The following is a 15985-nucleotide window of genomic DNA, read 5'->3' on the forward strand; positions in this document are numbered from 1 at the left end:
TGGGCCTCTGCCTGGTCGATGCCTGTCACGGGACAGGCGATAGGCCGATGGTAGAGAGCCCCGGAAGCCGGACGAATGCGTCGTTGGCAGGGGGGGCTCTCGTTATTTGGTCGTAGGTTTTGCTGCGATCCGAGGATGAGCGGGGCTTCTTTGTGCGAGCGAGCTTGCTTGCGATGAGGTCGGCAGCTCCAGCATGGAGGGTGGCTGATCGACCGCTATCGCGAGCAAGCTCGCTCCCACAGGTTCTGCATTTACCAAGGTTGGCTCAGCGCTTGGCCACCAGGTCCTTCGGCAGCTTGAAGGTCCAGAGCATGCCGCCCTGGTTGAAGTCCTTCACCCGCTTGGCCACTTCGCCGCCCCACAGGGGAACCGCGCCGCCCCAACCGGAAACCACGGACACGTATTGCTCGCCGTCCATCTCCCAGGTGATGGGCGAGCCCAGCACACCGGAACCGGTCTGGAATTCCCAGACCTTTTCCCCGGTCTTGGCGTTGAAGGCCTGCAGGAAACCTTCAGGCGTACCGGTGAAGACCAGGTTGCCCTTGGTGGTCAGCACCCCGCCCCACAGTGGCGCGAAGTTCTTGTGGCGCCACACTTCCTTGCCGGTCTTGGGATCGATGGCACGCAGCACTCCGATATAGTCATCGTTCAACGGCTTGATGGTGAAACCGGCGCCGAGGAAGGCCGCGCCTTTCTTGTAGGCGATGCCTTCGTTCCAGATGTCCATGCCCCACTCGTTGGACGGTACATAGAACAGCCCGGTGTCCTGGTTGTAGGCCATGGGCATCCAGTTCTTCGCGCCGAGGAAGGCCGGAGCGACGAACACCGAGCTGCCCTTCGCTTCACTGCCCGGCGCCCCCGGACGACTGGCCTCGTTGTAGATCGGCCGCCCGTCCTTGTCCAGGCCGCTGGCCCAGGTGATCTTGTCGACAAACGGGAAGCCACGGATGAACTTGCCGTTGGTGCGGTCCAGCACGTAGAAGAAGCCGTTGCGGTCGGCGGTGGCCGCGGCCTTGATGTCCTTGCCGCCTTCCTTGTAGTTGAACGAGATCAGCTCGTTGACGCCGTCATAGTCCCAGCCATCGTGAGGCGTGCTCTGGAAGTGCCATTTGATGCTGCCATCGTCCGGGTTCAGGGCCAGGCGCGACGAGGAATAGAGGTTGTCGCCAGGGCGCAGGTGGGAGTTCCACGGGGCCGGGTTACCGGTGCCGAACAGCAACAGGTTGGTTTCCGGGTCGTAGTAGCCGCCCAGCCAGGGCGCCGCGCCACCGGTCTTCCAGAGGTCGCCCGGCCAGGTCTTGCCGGCCTCGCCACCGGAAATGCCATTCTCGACCGCCTTGCCGTTCTTGTAGACGTAGCCCATGTGGCCTTCCACGGTCGGACGGGTCCACAGCAGTTCGCCGTTCTTCGGGTCGAAGGCACTGATCTGGCCCACCACGCCGAACTCGCCACCGGCCACGCCGGTGATCAGCTTGCCATTGACGATCAGCGGAGCGGCGCTGATGGAGTAGCCTTCCTTGTGGTCGGCCACCTTCTTGCTCCACACCACCTTGCCGGTGTCCTTGTTCAGGGCCACGAGCTTGGCATCCAGGGTGCCGAAGAACACCAGGTCACCGTACAGGGCCACGCCACGGTTGATCACATCGCAGCAAGGGCGGATGTCGTCGGGCAGGCGCGCATCGTACTGCCACAGTTTCCGGCCGGTGCGGGCGTCCACTGCGAACACCCGCGAATAGGAACCGGTGAGGTACATCACCCCATCCTTGATCATCGGCTGGGCCTGCTGGCCGCGCTGCTTTTCGCCGCCGAAGGAGAACGCCCAGACCGGACGCAGGTCCTTGACGTTGTCGACATTGAGGGTATCGAGGGGACTGTAGCGCTGACCCTGGACGCCCAGTCCGTTGGTCACGACCTGCTGTGGGTTCTTGGGATCCTGGAGGATTTCCTGGTCGGTCACGGCGGCCAGGGCCGAACCGGACAGCAGCATGGCACTGAGCAGCAGGCTGATGGCGAAGGGTTGGCGACGTGCGGGATGAGTCATGACGGCTACCTCTGCGGTTATTGTTATACCCGGGAAATTTTCCCGGTCTGCCGCAGATTCTTGGGCCCGGCGGCGCCGCCAACAATTGCCCGCTGTGTTGAGTTTCCTAGTTCCTTGGTACATGTGGGGCCATTGCCTGTGCCCACAACTCCTGCGACGGCCCCCTCGCCACAGAGGGTTTGCTCAGCCGAGGGTCATCGGGCATCGACCCGCTTCATCCCCGCGCGTTCATAACGCGGATAAAGATGGCTGACACTGCGGATCAGCTCATAACGGGTCAGGCTGATCCCGGCAAATCGCTCGGGGATGGGGCTGCGGATCATCTCGGCCATGTCGTCGCCCCGGGCGGCGCCGTCGCGCATCAGTTGGTCGAGCCAGCCCAGGTAATCGCGCATCTGCGCAAAGGGCCGGAGGTCGCCTGCCACCGGACCATGGCCGGGCACCAGCAGTTTCCAGGGCAAGGCCTGCAAGGTGTCCAGGTCCTTGAGCCAGACCTCCAGCCCCGGGCTGTTGGGGGTGGTCAAGGCTCGCTCGTAGAACACCAGGTCGCCGGCGAACAACACGCCGGTGGTCTCGTCCAGGATCGCCAGGTCGGCCCCGGTGTGCCCGGCCAGTTGCAGAAGGCGCAGGGAATGATCGCCCACCACCAGCCTGCCGGGCTCCAGGACCTGGGTAGGCAATACCACCTCGGTACCGCGCATCCAGTCGCCTACCAGCCGGTACATGTTCTCGGCCATCGCGTCGCCCTGCTGGCGCAACAGCTCCCCAGTCCCCGCCAGGGCGGCGATGGGCACGTCGGTGAACGCCTGGTTTCCCAGGACATGGTCGGGATGATGATGGGTCAGCAGTACGCGAATCACCGGTTTATCCGTGGTCGCCGCGATGGCCCGGCGAAAGGCCTCGCCATAACGCCTGGACGGCCCGGTGTCGATCACCACCACCCCCGCATCGGTCACGATGAAACCGGTGTTGACGATGTTGCCGCCATTGCCCTTGGCAAAATTCTCCGTACTGCCTTCCAGCAGCCAGGTGCCCTCGGCGATCCGCCGGGGCTGGAGGGTATAGTCTGCCCCGGCCCAGGCTGGCCCGTTCAGGCAGATGAAGATCAGCAGCAGCCAACGCATGGCGCGCTCCTTGTGGTCAGGGGATCGCCGCCTCGAACGTGTTGCCGCTGTTGTCGCGCAACGACAGGCGGGTCTGTCCGGGGCCCTGGATGTCGAAGCCCAGGTTGGGGTTTTCGCTGACCGCCGGGAACAATTCCAGGCGCGCCAGCACCCGGCCTTCGGCGTCCAGCAGTTGGGCCTGGTCGAGAAAGAATTCCGGGATGCCGCTCACCAGGCCGTTGTCCATCGGGTGGGCCACCTGCAGGCGCAGGCGGCTGGTGTCGCCCCGGGGGTAGCGCGCCCCGAGCACTTCGCCCAGGTGTTCCTCCCACCCCGGCTGGGTCCGCACCACACTGGGCGCGGTGCAGCCGCCCCCGGCCGCGTCGATCAGGGTCGAGCCGACGTGCCACAGGCCGTCGCGGGTCTGTACGGCGGCCCGCAGTGGCGTGGCCTGTTCGATACGGATGCGAATCGACAACCAGGGCAGCACCCGCTCTCCCGGTTGGAAATCGACGATCTTCGGCAACGGGTTCAGCTCGGCCCAGGCCAGTATCCGAACCACGTCTGCGGCAAAAGCCCGCGCATCGATTTCCAGCGGTACCTGGCGCGCATCTTCGGCAAAGGGCGGCGCCAGCAGCCGGACCCGGTCATCGAACACGAACGGTGCGTCACCCAGCAATTGCTTGTGATAGAAGGCCCACATCACCGAGGGCACCGGATCCTTGCCGGGCTCGACCGCCGCCTGCGCCATCAACGACAGGCCGCACCACAGCAGGCAACACCCCAAGCGATAAGCAGGCCATTTCATCCTGGTGCTCCTATTGGTACATCTCGGGCACTTCGTAACGCAGGCCGTAATGGGCGTAGACAGCCTTGAGGCTGCCGTCGCGGATCAAGCCTTCCAGTGCTTCTTCCACCGCATAGGCCAACTGGCGATTGCTTTCATGCACCGCCATGCCGATTTCCCACCGCTGCTTGCCCATGTTCGGGTAGGCATTCTCGGCGAGGGCCAGCTGCGGGTCGCGCGCCTGGTGCACTTGCCAGTCCACTTCGCCGCGCATGGCCATGACGGCATCGACCTCCCCGGCGTGCATGGCCTTGAACGCCTGGCCGACACCAGGGTAATGGCGGGTCCTGGCGCTGAGCATGCCGTTGAATACCGAAGTCAGGTAGAACGACGGCACGCTGTCGACTTCGACACCGATAGGGTGCTGCTGGAATACCGCGACGCTGCCTACCGAGTCCAGCCGACGGCGGTCATAAGCCACCTGCCAACACTCCTGCTGATAGGGTCCGAACATCACCACCTGGGCATTTTCCAACTCACCGACATCGTTACGCCTTTGCACGTAATCGTGATCGTAGGGCACCCGCATCATCAGGTCGGCCAATTGTCGGTCGTGGAGCGGGCTGCTGCGCCAGATGTAATCGCGCAGGTCGTCGTCGAGCTTCTCGCCGGGGGGCGCCCAGATCAGTTTCAGCCGCACACCCAGCGCCTTGGCCAGGGCCTGGGCCAGTTCCACATCGACGCCCCTGGGCTGGCCGTCGTCTTCGAAGCTGTAGGGCGCGAAGTCCTTGTAGACCGCCACCTTCAACTCCCCGGCGGCAATCATCTGGTCAAAGCTGCGCACCTGGGCCTGAACCGCCTGGGCACCCAGCAAAACATAGCAGATTACCCAGGCGAACCAGCGCATGGCGGTCACTCCTCGACGTGCACGCTGTCGAGGTAGGTGCGCACCGCCCAGAGCGCTTCCTGGCTCAGGTAGTCGGCCATTTTCGGCATGTAGACCCGGCCATCGCGCACCGCACCGTGGCGCACGCGCTCGACGAACCACTCGTCACCGGCTTCGGCGGCGTCCAGCATGCGCAGGTCGGGTGCGATCCCGCCGGACTTGGCTTCCAGGCCATGGCACGCGGCACAGTTCTGGTTGTACGCCGAAGCGCCGATCTCCACGGCCTTTTCACGTTCGGGAGAATTGCGATAAGGGTTCTGCGAGGCCCAGCCATCGCCGTCCAATGGCAGGTTGGTGTCCTTGATCGGGGTCAGGCCCTTGGTTTCCACTGCCTGGGGCACTACGTTGCCATGGGCCCATGCGGAGCCTGCGCCGGTCAGCCCCATCAGCAATGCGGTAGCGATGATGGCGTTGCGTTTTGTTGTCATTGTTATGCCCTCTGGATTGCACGCCGACCTCTCTGCAGAGGCCGTGCCGTCATCTTAGGAACCGTGCCGCACCAGCCGAATGCTGCTTTGGTGGCCGGGTCCTAGTTCCTTGGTATCGGGTCATCCGACGCAGGTCGCAAAGACAGCCGGTTCAGGAAGTCTTCCCGGCAAGGGCGGGACTTTTTCCGTATCGGCCGGCCCCCGGCGCGACCGAACCTAGTCAGGCCAAAACCTCCACTGGGAACCGCCACCATGACAATAAGAACGCTACCCGCCCTCTCCCCCCTGACCGTGGCCTTGCACGCCTTGCTGCTGGCCGGCAGTCTCTCGTTGAGCCCCATGGCCAGCGCCGCCACGCCGGGAGTCAGCTGGGAGGACATCGCCAACGACCACCTGACCACCCGCGACGTGCTGCAATACGGCATGGGCACCAACGCCCAACGCTGGAGCCCGCTGGCCCAGGTCAATGACAAGAACGTCTTCAAGCTCACGCCCGCCTGGTCCTATTCGTTCGGCGACGAAAAGCAGCGCGGCCAGGAATCCCAGGCCATCGTCAGCGACGGCGTGGTGTACGTCACCGGCTCGTACTCGCGGGTGTTCGCCCTCGACGCCAAGACCGGCAAGCGCCTGTGGACCTACAACCACCGGCTGCCGGACAACATTCGTCCTTGCTGCGACGTGGTCAATCGCGGCGCAGCCATCTATGGCGACAAGATCTACTTCGGTACCCTGGATGCGCGGGTGGTCGCCCTGGACAAGAACACCGGCAAGGTGGTCTGGAACAAGAAGTTCGGTGATCACTCCGCCGGCTACACCATGACCGGCGCCCCGGTGCTGATCAAGGACAAGACCAGCGGCAAGGTGCTGCTGATCCACGGCAGTTCCGGCGATGAGTTCGGCGTGGTCGGGCAATTGTTCGCTCGCGATCCGGACACCGGCGAGGAAGTCTGGATGCGGCCCTTCGTCGAAGGCCACATGGGTCGCCTCAACGGCAAGGACAGCACGCCCACCGGCGATGTGAAGGCCCCATCCTGGCCAGACGACAAGACCACCGAAACCGGCAAGGTCGAGGCCTGGAGCCACGGCGGTGGCGCCCCGTGGCAGAGCGCCAGTTTCGACCCCGAGACCAACACCATCATCGTCGGCGCGGGCAACCCCGGCCCGTGGAACACCTGGGCCCGCACGGCCAAGGACGGCAACCCCCACGACTATGACAGCCTCTACACCTCCGGCCAGGTGGGCGTCGACCCGAGCACCGGCGAAGTGAAGTGGTTCTACCAGCACACGCCCAACGATGCCTGGGATTTTTCCGGCAACAACGAGCTGGTGCTGTTCGACTACAAGGACAAGGACGGCAAGGTGATCAAGGCCACCGCCCATGCCGACCGCAACGGTTTCTTCTATGTCGTGGACCGCAACAACGGCAAGCTGCAGAACGCCTTCCCCTTCGTCGACAACATCACCTGGGCCAGCCACATCGACCTCAAGACCGGCAGGCCGGTGGAGAATCCCGGCCAGCGTCCGGCCAAGCCGTTGCCCGGCGAAACCAAGGGCAAGCCGGTGGAAGTCTCGCCGCCGTTCCTGGGCGGCAAGAACTGGAACCCCATGGCCTACAGCCAGGACACAGGACTGTTCTACGTCCCCGGCAATCAGTGGAAGGAGGAATACTGGACCGAGGAAGTGAACTACAAGAAAGGCTCGGCCTACCTGGGCATGGGGTTTCGCATCAAGCGCATGTATGACGATCACGTCGGCAGCCTGCGGGCGATGAACCCCACCACGGGCAAGGTGGTCTGGGAGCACAAGGAGCCGCTGCCGCTGTGGGCCGGCGTGCTCGCCACCAAGGGCAACCTGGTGTTCACCGGCACCGGCGACGGCTTCTTCAAGGCCTTCGATGCCAAGACCGGCAAGGAGCTGTGGAAATTCCAGACCGGCAGCGGCATCGTCTCCCCACCCATCACCTGGGAGCAGGACGGTGAGCAGTACATCGGCGTGACTGTCGGTTATGGCGGCGCGGTGCCGTTGTGGGGCGGCGACATGGCCGAGCTGACCAAGCCGGTAGCCCAGGGCGGGTCGTTCTGGGTGTTCAAGATTCCGAGTTGGGACAAGGCGACGGCGCAGAAGTAGCCCGTCCCCACCTGAACTGCGATCGATATACCAACCCTCTGTGGGAGCGAGCCTGCTCGCGATAGCGCCGCGGCAGTCAACATTACTGCCAGCTCATGCTCCGCCATCGCGGGCTAGCTCGCTCCCACACCGCTCTGCGAGCTAGCCGCCATGAACTACCTGCCTCTTGTACTGCTGCTGATCGCGGCATGTACCAACGCCGACGACCTCGACACCCCGCTCACCCTCAACGGCTGCGTCATTGCCGAAGCCAGCCAATGCCCCGGCGCCAACCTGCGGGGCGCAAGACTGGCGAACCAGGACTTGCGCAAGATGAACCTCAGTGGTGCCGACCTGCGTGACGCCGACCTGCGGCACGCGCGCCTGGACCTGGCGAACCTTGAGAAAGCCCAGCTACAAGGCGCCAACCTGACCCGTGCCAGCCTGCAGCAGAGCAATCTGCGCCTGGCCGATTTCAGCGGCGCCACGCTCAAGGCGATCCAGGGATGGGGGCTGTTCGCCCAGGGTGCGCAGTTCCAGCGTGCCGACCTGACCGGCGCGTATCTTCAGTTCGCCCGCTTGTCCGGCGCTCGCCTGCACGATGCCAACCTGCAAGCCGCCGACCTGGAAATGGCCTGGCTGAGCAAGGCCGACCTCAAGGGCGCCGACCTGCGCGACGCCAATCTGCAAGAGGTCAAGCTGGGAGAAAGCAACCTGGAGCAGGCTGACCTGAGTGGGTCGCGTCAGCATTACGGGAATTTCCAGGACGCCAACATGCAGGGTTGCAAGGGATGCCCGCAATCCTGGGATCGATGAGAGCCTTTCGGCACACACCTGTGGCAAGGGGATTTTTTATCTCCGTTGGGCTGCGAAGCGGCCCCAGTTCGGTTAACTCGGCGAACCGACTGAAGAGGGGCCGCTTCGCAGCCCAGCGGGACGTTGCGACGTTCCGCCAAATCCCCTCACCACCGTTGACCGTCGCAGTGGAACCCGGGATTCATCCCGCCACCCGCACCACCCCCATATCAATCCCCAAGTGCACCAGCTCGGCATGCGAGCTGACCTGCAACTTGCTTTTGAGCAGCGTGAGATGGTTGGACACCGTCTTGGCGCTGATGCACAGCTGTTCGGCGATGGTGCGCGCAGGCGTGCCTTTGGCGAGCATGACGAAGATCTCCAGCTCTCGCTGGGTCATGCATTGCAGGCGCGGGTCGGCGTCATGCCGGGAGCTGGCGCAGGCCAGTTGTGTCGCCAGGGACTGTTCGATATAGGCATGGCCGGCCAATACCCGTCGCACCGCCTCCACCAGCACCTGGGGCGCCGAGTTCTTGGTCAGGTACCCCGAGGCGCCGGCATCCAGCGCCTGGCGTACCAATGGCAGTTCGTCATGCATGCTGAAAAACAGCACCCGCAGTTGCGGCAGGCGCTGACGCAGGCGCCGGGTGGTTTCCAGCCCGCTGATGCCAGGCAGGCCGAAGTCCATGATCACCAGATGCGGCACCTGCTCCTGCACCTGGCTCAACGCCTCTTCGCCGGTGGTCGCTTCCCGAACCTGCAGGTCCGGCATCAAGGCTCGCAGAAGGCTGGCGTAGCCCTGCCGGACCACCGCGTGATCATCCACCAACAAAATGTTCATCGTGCCTCCAGGGGAATATTCAAGGCCAGCGCCCAGCCGGCACCGGGCTGGCAGATCACCCGCAGCTCGCCGCCCAGGCTGCGGGCCCGTTCGCACATCGAATGCAGGCCGACACCCGGTCGGGGCGGCTGCTGTGCCCCTCGGCCGTTGTCCCGCACCAGCAGGCGCAAGCGGCCGGCACGCTGGCCCAGGCGGATCCTTACCCGGGTGGCATTGGCATGGCGGGCGACATTGGTCAGCGCTTCCTGCAACAGGCGATACAGGTGGGTCTTGTCCGAGCCGGACAATGCCGGCAAGGCCCCTTCGATGCGCAAATCACAGGCAATGCCATGGGTGTCGCGGCATTGCCGTGCCAGCAATTCGACGGCTTCTTCCAGCGGCAAGTGCTGCAGCACCACCGGATACAAGTCGTGCACCAAGGCCCGGAAGCCCTGTTGCAGGTGTTCGCAATCCGCTTCGAGCTGGCTGACGGTCTGCTCCAGCACGGTCGGCTGGCCGGTGACCAGGCGCAGCAGGCAGGCCCGGGCGCGGATGCCCGTCACATACTGGCCCAGGTCGTCGTGCAGCGCCTGGGCCAGATGCGTACGTTCCTGCTCCTGCACGGCCAGCAGTGCCTGGGTGAGCCGGGTGTTATCGGCCTGGGACTGGGCCAGGGCGGCGGTCATCCGATTGAAGTGCCCCGCCAGTTGCCGCGCCTCCGGTATGCCTTCGGCGGGCAAGTGCACATTCAGGTCGCCGTTGGACACCTGGCGCAACGCCCCCAGCAGTTGGTCGAGCATCGACATGACCCGGCGCACCGCCCAGCGAATCACCAACAGGCTGAGCAACAGGGCCATGGCGCAGACGCCCAGCAGTTGCACCAGTGAATCGAGGATTTCGTCGATTTCGTCCCGCGGATCGACAGCGATCCAGGCCCGCCGCCCATCACGCAGATCCACCACCTGCGGCGCCGGGCCATCGGCGAGCAGTCGATGGCCGAGCCAGGCCTGCAGCCCGCTGTCGGCACCTGCCGGAAATTCTTCCCCTGGTGCCAGCCAGCGTATCCGTACATGCCGCAGGCTGCCGGTCAGGCGTGTCTGCAGGCTGGCCGGGTCGCGCTCGGCGGTTTCCTTGAGGTAATGCACCACCGATTCGGCCGATTGCAGCTCGCGCTTCACATCGGTCATGGCCTGCTGCAGCGACAACAGGGAGCACGCCAGGGTCACCAGGGCGAAAAACACCGTGACCCAGAGATTGATGCGCCAGAGGGCCGACATGACTAGCGTTCCGCCCCGAAGTTGACACCCATACCCTGTGGGAGCGAGCTTGCTCGCGATGACGGCGGCACAGCCAATACCGAGGCCGACTGAACCACCGCTATCGCGAGCAAGCTCGCTCCCACAGGAGGGCCTGGGCGGTGACAGGCTTTGGGACGATCCACCCCGATCAGACTCAGGATCAGCAGAAACGGCAGCAGCAGGGCCTTGAAAATCCGCACGGTCTGTCCACTCCTGGTCGATGACGATTGCCTGCATCCTAAAACCCTGGCGGCGACGGCGAGCTACTACCTTGGTACTGCCCCGGCGGTACTTTCTGCATATTTCCCCATGCCCCCGGCCTTCCTATGCTGGCGCTACCCGCAATGGAGGATGTCATGCGCCGGCTCGTCAGTTACGCCCTGGTTTCACTGCTGGCAGCGGCAACCGCTCACGCGAACGATGCCGCGCCACTGCAAGTGCGCATCGGCTACCTGGGTTATCGCCCCGATCCAGGACCGTTGTTGTCCAATGTGATTACCGAGCCTGCCGACGCCGGGCTGCGCGGCGCCGAGCTGGCGATCGTCGACAGCAACAGTACCGGGCGTTTCCTGAAGCACGATTACCGCCTGCAAAGCGCCAGCGTCGACAGCCCCGAAGCGCTGGTGCAAGCCGCTCGCGCGCAACATGAACAGGGCCTGCGGCTGTTCGTGGTCAACGCCCCGGCCGACAGCCTGCGCCAGCTCAGCGCCGCCCTGCCCGACAGCCTGCTGTTCAATGCCGGCAGTCCCGACGACAGCCTGCGCACCACCGATTGCCTGGGCAACGTGCTGCACAGCCTGCCCGACCGGGCCATGCTCGCCGATGCCCTGGTGCAGTTCAGCGTCGTGCGCAAATGGCAGCGGGCTTTGCTGATCGTCGGCCAGACGCCCGACGACCAGGCCTACGCCGCCGCCCTGCGCCGGGCCATGAAACGCTTCGGCATCAAGACCGTCGCCGAAAAAGCCTGGCAGTTCGATAACGATCAGCGCCGCAGCGCCCAGGCCGATATGCCGTTGTTCACCCAGACCGCCGAATACGACGTGGTGCTGGTGGCGGACGAACGCGGGGATTTCGGCGAATACCTGCCCTACCAGACCTGGTACCCGCGGCCGGTGGCCGGCACCCAGGGGCTGGTGCCCACCGGCTGGCACAAGACCGTGGAAACCTACGGCGCGGCGCAACTGCAGAAGCGCTTCGAGGCCCTGGCCGGCCGCTGGATGAACGACCGTGACTTCGCGGCCTGGATCGCCGTGCGCAGCATCGCCAGCGCGGTGAGCAAGCTGCGCCAGGACGACCCGTCGGCAATCCGCCAACTGGCTCTGAGCGATCAATTGCCGCTGGACGGCTTCAAGGGCCGCAAGCTCAGCTACCGGCCATGGAATGGCCAACTGCGCCAACCGATTCCCCTGGTCCAGCCGCGGGCCCTGGTCAGCACCTCCCCCCAGGACGGCTTCCTGCACCCCTCCAACGAAATGGACAGCCTGGGCTATGACAAACCCGAAGTGAGCTGCCGTTACCCCTGATCGATAACAACAATAAGGAAACCGCCATGCCTCGCCCCTTGCTCCAAGCCTGCCAGGTCCTCACCCTGGGCATGGCGTTGTTCGCCGCCGGTCCCGCCGCCGCGAGCATCGCCTGGGTCTCCAACGAGAAGGACAACAGCCTGAGCCTGATCGACCTGCAGCGCCTGGAGGTCATCGAGACCCTGCCGGTGGGCCAACGTCCACGGGGCCTGTTGCTGTCCCACGACAACCGTCTCCTGTACATCTGCGCCAGCGATTCGGACCGGGTCCAGGTGATGGACGTGGCCACCCGCAAGATCGTCAAGGAGCTGCCCTCCGGCAAGGATCCGGAACAGTTCGCCCTGCATCCCAACGACCGCTGGCTCTACGTCTCCAACGAGGACGACGCCTTGGTGACGGTGATCGACACCCAGACCTCCGAAGTGCTCGGCCAGATCGGCGTGGGCGTCGAGCCGGAGGGCATGGCCGTCAGCCCCGACGGCAAGTGGGCGGTCAACACCAGCGAAACCACCAACATGCTGCACTGGATCGACACCAGCACCCAGACCCTGGCCGACAACACCCTGGTGGACCAGCGGCCGCGTTTCGTCGAGTTCAGCCGCGATGGCTCGCAACTCTGGGCGTCGGCGGAGATCGGCGGCACCCTGACCATCCTTGATGTCGCGACTCGCCAGGTGCTCAAGACCCTGACCTTCCAGATCAAGGGCGTACACCCGGACAAGGTGCAACCGGTGGGCATCAAGCTCAGTGCCGACGGCCAGCTCGCCTTCGTCGCCCTGGGCCCGGCCAACCATGTGGCGGTGATCGACGCCAAGACTTTCGAAGTGCTGGACTACCTGCTGGTGGGCCGCCGGGTCTGGCAACTGGCGTTCACCCCGGACCAACGCCAACTGCTGGCGACCAACGGCGTGAGCGGTGATGTCTCGGTGATCGATGTCCAGAGCCGCAAGGTGCTCAAGTCGGTGAAAGTCGGGCGCTATCCGTGGGGCGTGGTGGTCACGCCATGAACGCCTTGCAGGTCAGTGACCTGAGCTTCGCCTATGGCGCCCGCGAAGCCCTCAGGCAAGTCGGTTTCGCGCTGCCCGCCGGGCAGTTCGCCGCGCTGTTGGGCCCCAACGGAGCTGGCAAGTCGACGCTGATCGCCCTGCTCACGCGCCTCTACGATGTGCAGCGAGGCGAGATCCGTGTCGGCGGCCACTGCTTGCAGGCTTCGCCTCGGGCGGCCTTGCGTCAGTTGGGCGTGGTCTTCCAGCAGAGCACCCTGGACCTGGACCTGAGCGTCGAGCAGAACCTGCGTTATCACGCCGCCCTGCATGGCCTGTCGCGGCGCCAGGGAGGTTCCAGGATCGACGCCGAGCTGGCCCGCCAGGGCCTGGCTGAGCGACGCGACGAACGAGTGCGCAATCTCAATGGCGGTCACCGTCGTCGGGTGGAAATCGCCCGGGCACTGCTCCATGAACCACGCCTGTTGCTGCTGGACGAGCCCAGCGTCGGCCTGGATCCGGGCAGTCGCCAGGCCCTTGGCTTGCATGTCCGGCAACTGTGCAGCGAGCAAGGCATCAGCGTGCTCTGGACCACCCATCTGCTGGATGAAGTGCAGCCCGGCGACGCACTGCTGATCCTGCATCAAGGCCGCCTCGTCGCCAGTGGCCGAGCCGATGCCGTGAGCCAGGCCCATGGCGGTGACCTGGGCTCGGCCTTTACTCGCCTGACCACGCCGGGAGTTTGCTCATGAATGCGTATTGGCAATGTTTCAGCGGCATCGTGATACGCGAATGGCTGCGCTTCATGCTGCAACGCACGCGCCTGCTCAGTGCGCTGGTCCGCCCGCTCCTGTGGCTGCTGGTCTTTGCAGCCGGCTTTCGGGCGGCACTGGGCATCGCCATCATCGCCCCCTACGACACCTACATTCCCTATGAGGTGTACATCGTGCCTGGGCTGGCGTGCATGATCCTGTTGTTCAACGGCATGCAAGGCTCGTTGTCGATGGTCTACGACCGGGAGATGGGCAGCATGCGGGTGCTGCTGACCAGCCCCCTGCCCCGGGCATTCCTGCTGGCGAGCAAGCTGCTGGCGACCTCGCTTATCTCATTGCTGCAGGTCTATGCCTTCCTGGCCATTGCCTGGCTGTATGGCGTCCAGCCCCCGGTCGAGGGCCTGCTGCTGGCATTGCCGGCGCTGCTGCTGGTGGCCCTGATGCTCAGCGCCCTGGGCTTGCTGCTGTCCAACGCTATCCGGCAGCTGGAGAACTTCGCCGGGGTCATGAACTTCGTGATCTTCCCGATGTTCTTCCTGTCTTCGGCACTGTACCCGCTATGGAAAATGCTCGAGGCCAGCCCCTGGCTGTACTGGCTCTGCGCGGTGAACCCGTTCACCCACGGGGTGGAACTGGTGCGGTTTGCCTTGTACGGGCAGTTCAACCTGCTGGCAATGGTGGTGTGCCTGGTGCTGACCCTGGTGTTCGCGCTGCTGGCGGTGTGGACGTTCAATCCGCAGCATGCGGCGTTGCGCAAGGCAGGTTAACCGTGCCTGTCCCTCTGTGGGAGCGAGCCTGCTCGCGATAGCGGTGGTTCAGTCGGCCTCGGTATTGGCTGTGCCGCCGTCATCGCGAGCAAGCTCGCTCCCACAAGGTCCGGTGGCGATCCCCAGCCTGTGACAGGAGCATTTTTACGACTTTAGTACTGGTTTTCCTGTCTATGGTCGCATTCACAAGACCGCGACCCTGGCATGTAATGCACCCATAACAACAAGGATCAATCCCCATGCTCCGTTTGCTGGCAATCGTCTTGCCGTGCCTGTGGCTGAGCGTCGCCCAGGCCGACGACACGCTGTTCTCGCCCCAGGGCTATCGCATCGACCGGTATCGCAGCCCCACGCCCGCCGAGGTCCAAGGCGCGCAGACCATCGATACCCAGGCGTTGCAGCGACTGCTCCAGCAAGCCTCGCCTCCCGTGCTGGTGGACGTCTACCGTCGGCCCTGGGTCCAGGGCCGGTTCATCGACAACGAACCCCACGCCAACCTCCCCGGCAGCCTGTGGCTGGCCAATACCGGCGACGGCCACCTGGATCCGACCTGGCAGGACTACTTCGCTCATTACCTGCGCAAAGCCACCGCCGGGCGCATGGACCAACCGTTGGTCTTTTATTGCCGCTCCGATTGCTGGTTGAGCTGGAACGCGGTAAAACGCGCCGCTGCCATGGGCTATAAGCATCTGTACTGGTATCGCGATGGCCTCGATGCCTGGGAAGCGGCCAACCTGCCCTTGCAGGCCGCCCGACCCGAACCTTTTCCCTGATGCACAAGTGCGAGTCAAAAGCGTGCTGCAACTGCCCCACAACAATAACGAGGTGAATGGCCATGTATAAAATCCTGATAGCCGACGATCACCCACTGTTTCGCGAAGCCATCCACAACGTTATCAGCGACGGCTTCCCTGGCAGCGAAGTCATGGAAACCGCCGACCTGGACAGTGCCCTGGCACTGACCCACGAGCACGACGACCTGGACCTGATCCTGCTGGACCTGAACATGCCCGGCATGCACGGCCTCAATGGCCTGATCAACCTGCGCAACGAGGCGCCGACGATCCCCGTGGTGATCGTTTCCGCCGAACAGGACAAGCAGATCGTCCTGCAGGCCATCACCTACGGTGCGGTGGGGTTCATTACCAAATCCTCGCCACGTTCGCAGATGACCGACGCCATCGAACAGATCCTCAACGGCAACGTGTACCTGCCACCGGACATCATCCGCACCCAGAAGAACCCGGTAGGCCGGCGCCTGAGCGAAACCCCGGCGTTCCCGCCCGAACTGCTCCAGGCCCTGACCCGCAAGCAGCTGCTGGTACTCGAGCGCATGACCAAGGGTGAGTCGAACAAACAGATCGCCTACACCCTGGACATCGCCGAGACCACGGTCAAGGCCCACGTCTCGGCCATCCTGCGCAAGCTCAATGTGCACAACCGGGTGCAGGCGATCCTCAGTGCCGGGGATATCGATTTCGGGGCTTATCTGCGGCGTTGACACACATCCCTGTGGCGAGGGGATTAGCGAAACGTCGCACCGCCCCGCTGGGGCGCGAAGCGGCCCTGAAAACTGACAACCGGGGTCTGCCAGGCAGACCCGGGGGGAACAATC

The 15985-nt window shown here is 64.4% G+C and carries 15 protein-coding genes; 8 read left to right on the forward strand and 7 right to left on the reverse strand.

Annotated elements, in window-relative coordinates; translation table 11 throughout:
• Positions 1–265: 265 nt before the first annotated feature.
• The 5 genes from BT179_RS10915 to pedF all read right to left on the reverse strand — a co-directional run bounded on the left by BT179_RS10915 (position 266) and on the right by pedF (position 5305).
• Positions 266–2041 carry a PQQ-dependent methanol/ethanol family dehydrogenase gene (locus BT179_RS10915; protein ID WP_072431032.1) on the reverse strand — a complete coding sequence of 592 codons (1776 nt, stop codon included), beginning with the start codon at positions 2039–2041 and terminating at the stop codon, positions 266–268.
• 194 nt (positions 2042–2235) lie between these two features.
• A complete protein-coding gene (locus BT179_RS10920) occupies positions 2236–3165 on the reverse strand; it encodes a quinoprotein relay system zinc metallohydrolase 1 (protein WP_072391465.1) in 930 nt (309 codons plus the stop codon).
• 16 nt (positions 3166–3181) lie between these two features.
• Positions 3182–3952, reverse strand: a complete 771-nt coding sequence (locus tag BT179_RS10925; RefSeq protein ID WP_072431033.1) for a quinoprotein dehydrogenase-associated SoxYZ-like carrier — start codon at positions 3950–3952, stop codon at positions 3182–3184.
• A gap of 10 nt (positions 3953–3962) precedes the next feature.
• Positions 3963–4838 (reverse strand): substrate-binding periplasmic protein, encoded by an 876-nt coding sequence (locus BT179_RS10930; protein ID WP_072391463.1) that lies wholly within the window; start codon positions 4836–4838, stop codon positions 3963–3965.
• 5 nt (positions 4839–4843) lie between these two features.
• On the reverse strand, positions 4844–5305 hold the full coding sequence (gene pedF, locus BT179_RS10935) for a cytochrome c-550 PedF (protein WP_072391462.1): 462 nt from the start codon (positions 5303–5305) through the stop codon (positions 4844–4846).
• Positions 5306–5557: 252 nt separating this feature from the next.
• Between pedF and exaA the strand changes: the two genes are divergently transcribed.
• A complete protein-coding gene (exaA, locus tag BT179_RS10940; RefSeq protein WP_072391461.1) occupies positions 5558–7432 on the forward strand; it encodes a quinoprotein ethanol dehydrogenase in 1875 nt (624 codons plus the stop codon).
• A 150-nt stretch (positions 7433–7582) separates the two neighbouring features.
• On the forward strand, positions 7583–8227 hold the full coding sequence (locus tag BT179_RS10945; RefSeq protein ID WP_072391458.1) for a pentapeptide repeat-containing protein: 645 nt from the start codon (positions 7583–7585) through the stop codon (positions 8225–8227).
• Positions 8228–8408: 181 nt separating this feature from the next.
• On the opposite strand, the gene BT179_RS10950 is transcribed toward BT179_RS10945, so the two are convergent.
• Positions 8409–9047 carry a response regulator gene (locus BT179_RS10950; RefSeq protein WP_072391455.1) on the reverse strand — a complete coding sequence of 213 codons (639 nt, stop codon included), beginning with the start codon at positions 9045–9047 and terminating at the stop codon, positions 8409–8411.
• Positions 9044–10303, reverse strand: a complete 1260-nt coding sequence (locus BT179_RS10955) for a sensor histidine kinase (RefSeq protein ID WP_072431034.1) — start codon at positions 10301–10303, stop codon at positions 9044–9046. Before BT179_RS10955 ends, BT179_RS10950 begins: the two co-directional genes overlap by 4 nt.
• Before the next feature lie 377 nt (positions 10304–10680).
• On the opposite strand from BT179_RS10955, the gene BT179_RS10965 reads away from it, so the two are divergent.
• From BT179_RS10965 to BT179_RS10990, 6 genes are all read left to right on the forward strand, one after another.
• Positions 10681–11847, forward strand: a complete 1167-nt coding sequence (locus tag BT179_RS10965; RefSeq protein ID WP_072391447.1) for an ABC transporter substrate-binding protein — start codon at positions 10681–10683, stop codon at positions 11845–11847.
• Positions 11848–11873: 26 nt separating this feature from the next.
• A complete protein-coding gene (locus BT179_RS10970; RefSeq protein ID WP_072391444.1) occupies positions 11874–12854 on the forward strand; it encodes a YVTN family beta-propeller repeat protein in 981 nt (326 codons plus the stop codon).
• The gene (locus tag BT179_RS10975) at positions 12851–13582 is read left to right on the forward strand and encodes an ABC transporter ATP-binding protein (RefSeq protein ID WP_072431035.1); all 732 of its coding nucleotides are present in this window, start codon (positions 12851–12853) and stop codon (positions 13580–13582) included. The genes BT179_RS10970 and BT179_RS10975 overlap by 4 nt, the downstream gene beginning before the upstream one ends.
• Positions 13579–14370 carry an ABC transporter permease gene (locus tag BT179_RS10980; protein ID WP_072431036.1) on the forward strand — a complete coding sequence of 264 codons (792 nt, stop codon included), beginning with the start codon at positions 13579–13581 and terminating at the stop codon, positions 14368–14370. Before BT179_RS10975 ends, BT179_RS10980 begins: the two co-directional genes overlap by 4 nt.
• A 239-nt stretch (positions 14371–14609) precedes the next feature.
• Positions 14610–15143: a PQQ-dependent catabolism-associated CXXCW motif protein gene (locus BT179_RS10985; RefSeq protein WP_072391434.1), complete on the forward strand. Its 534-nt coding sequence runs from the start codon at positions 14610–14612 to the stop codon at positions 15141–15143.
• 62 nt (positions 15144–15205) lie between these two features.
• Positions 15206–15871, forward strand: a complete 666-nt coding sequence (locus BT179_RS10990; protein WP_053151254.1) for a response regulator transcription factor — start codon at positions 15206–15208, stop codon at positions 15869–15871.
• Positions 15872–15985: the final 114 nt, after the last annotated feature.

The organism is Pseudomonas sp. NFACC43, from assembly GCF_900119645.1.
Classification (GTDB): Bacteria; Pseudomonadota; Gammaproteobacteria; order Pseudomonadales; family Pseudomonadaceae; genus Aquipseudomonas.

What these genes read in the sequence shown, in the direction of transcription:
- BT179_RS10970 (WP_072391444.1), top strand. Translation starts at nt 11,874, where the DNA reads ATGCCTCGCCCCTTGCTCCAAGCCTGCCAGGTCCTCACCCTGGGCATG.
- BT179_RS10985 (WP_072391434.1), top strand. Translation starts at nt 14,610, where the DNA reads ATGCTCCGTTTGCTGGCAATCGTCTTGCCGTGCCTGTGGCTGAGCGTC.
- exaA (WP_072391461.1), top strand. Translation starts at nt 5,558, where the DNA reads ATGACAATAAGAACGCTACCCGCCCTCTCCCCCCTGACCGTGGCCTTG.
- pedF (WP_072391462.1), bottom strand. Translation starts at nt 5,305, where the DNA reads ATGACAACAAAACGCAACGCCATCATCGCTACCGCATTGCTGATGGGG.
- BT179_RS10950 (WP_072391455.1), bottom strand. Translation starts at nt 9,047, where the DNA reads ATGAACATTTTGTTGGTGGATGATCACGCGGTGGTCCGGCAGGGCTAC.
- BT179_RS10965 (WP_072391447.1), top strand. Translation starts at nt 10,681, where the DNA reads ATGCGCCGGCTCGTCAGTTACGCCCTGGTTTCACTGCTGGCAGCGGCA.
- BT179_RS10975 (WP_072431035.1), top strand. Translation starts at nt 12,851, where the DNA reads ATGAACGCCTTGCAGGTCAGTGACCTGAGCTTCGCCTATGGCGCCCGC.
- BT179_RS10990 (WP_053151254.1), top strand. Translation starts at nt 15,206, where the DNA reads ATGTATAAAATCCTGATAGCCGACGATCACCCACTGTTTCGCGAAGCC.
- BT179_RS10945 (WP_072391458.1), top strand. Translation starts at nt 7,583, where the DNA reads ATGAACTACCTGCCTCTTGTACTGCTGCTGATCGCGGCATGTACCAAC.
- BT179_RS10925 (WP_072431033.1), bottom strand. Translation starts at nt 3,952, where the DNA reads ATGAAATGGCCTGCTTATCGCTTGGGGTGTTGCCTGCTGTGGTGCGGC.
- BT179_RS10930 (WP_072391463.1), bottom strand. Translation starts at nt 4,838, where the DNA reads ATGCGCTGGTTCGCCTGGGTAATCTGCTATGTTTTGCTGGGTGCCCAG.
- BT179_RS10915 (WP_072431032.1), bottom strand. Translation starts at nt 2,041, where the DNA reads ATGACTCATCCCGCACGTCGCCAACCCTTCGCCATCAGCCTGCTGCTC.
- BT179_RS10955 (WP_072431034.1), bottom strand. Translation starts at nt 10,303, where the DNA reads ATGTCGGCCCTCTGGCGCATCAATCTCTGGGTCACGGTGTTTTTCGCC.
- BT179_RS10980 (WP_072431036.1), top strand. Translation starts at nt 13,579, where the DNA reads ATGAATGCGTATTGGCAATGTTTCAGCGGCATCGTGATACGCGAATGG.
- BT179_RS10920 (WP_072391465.1), bottom strand. Translation starts at nt 3,165, where the DNA reads ATGCGTTGGCTGCTGCTGATCTTCATCTGCCTGAACGGGCCAGCCTGG.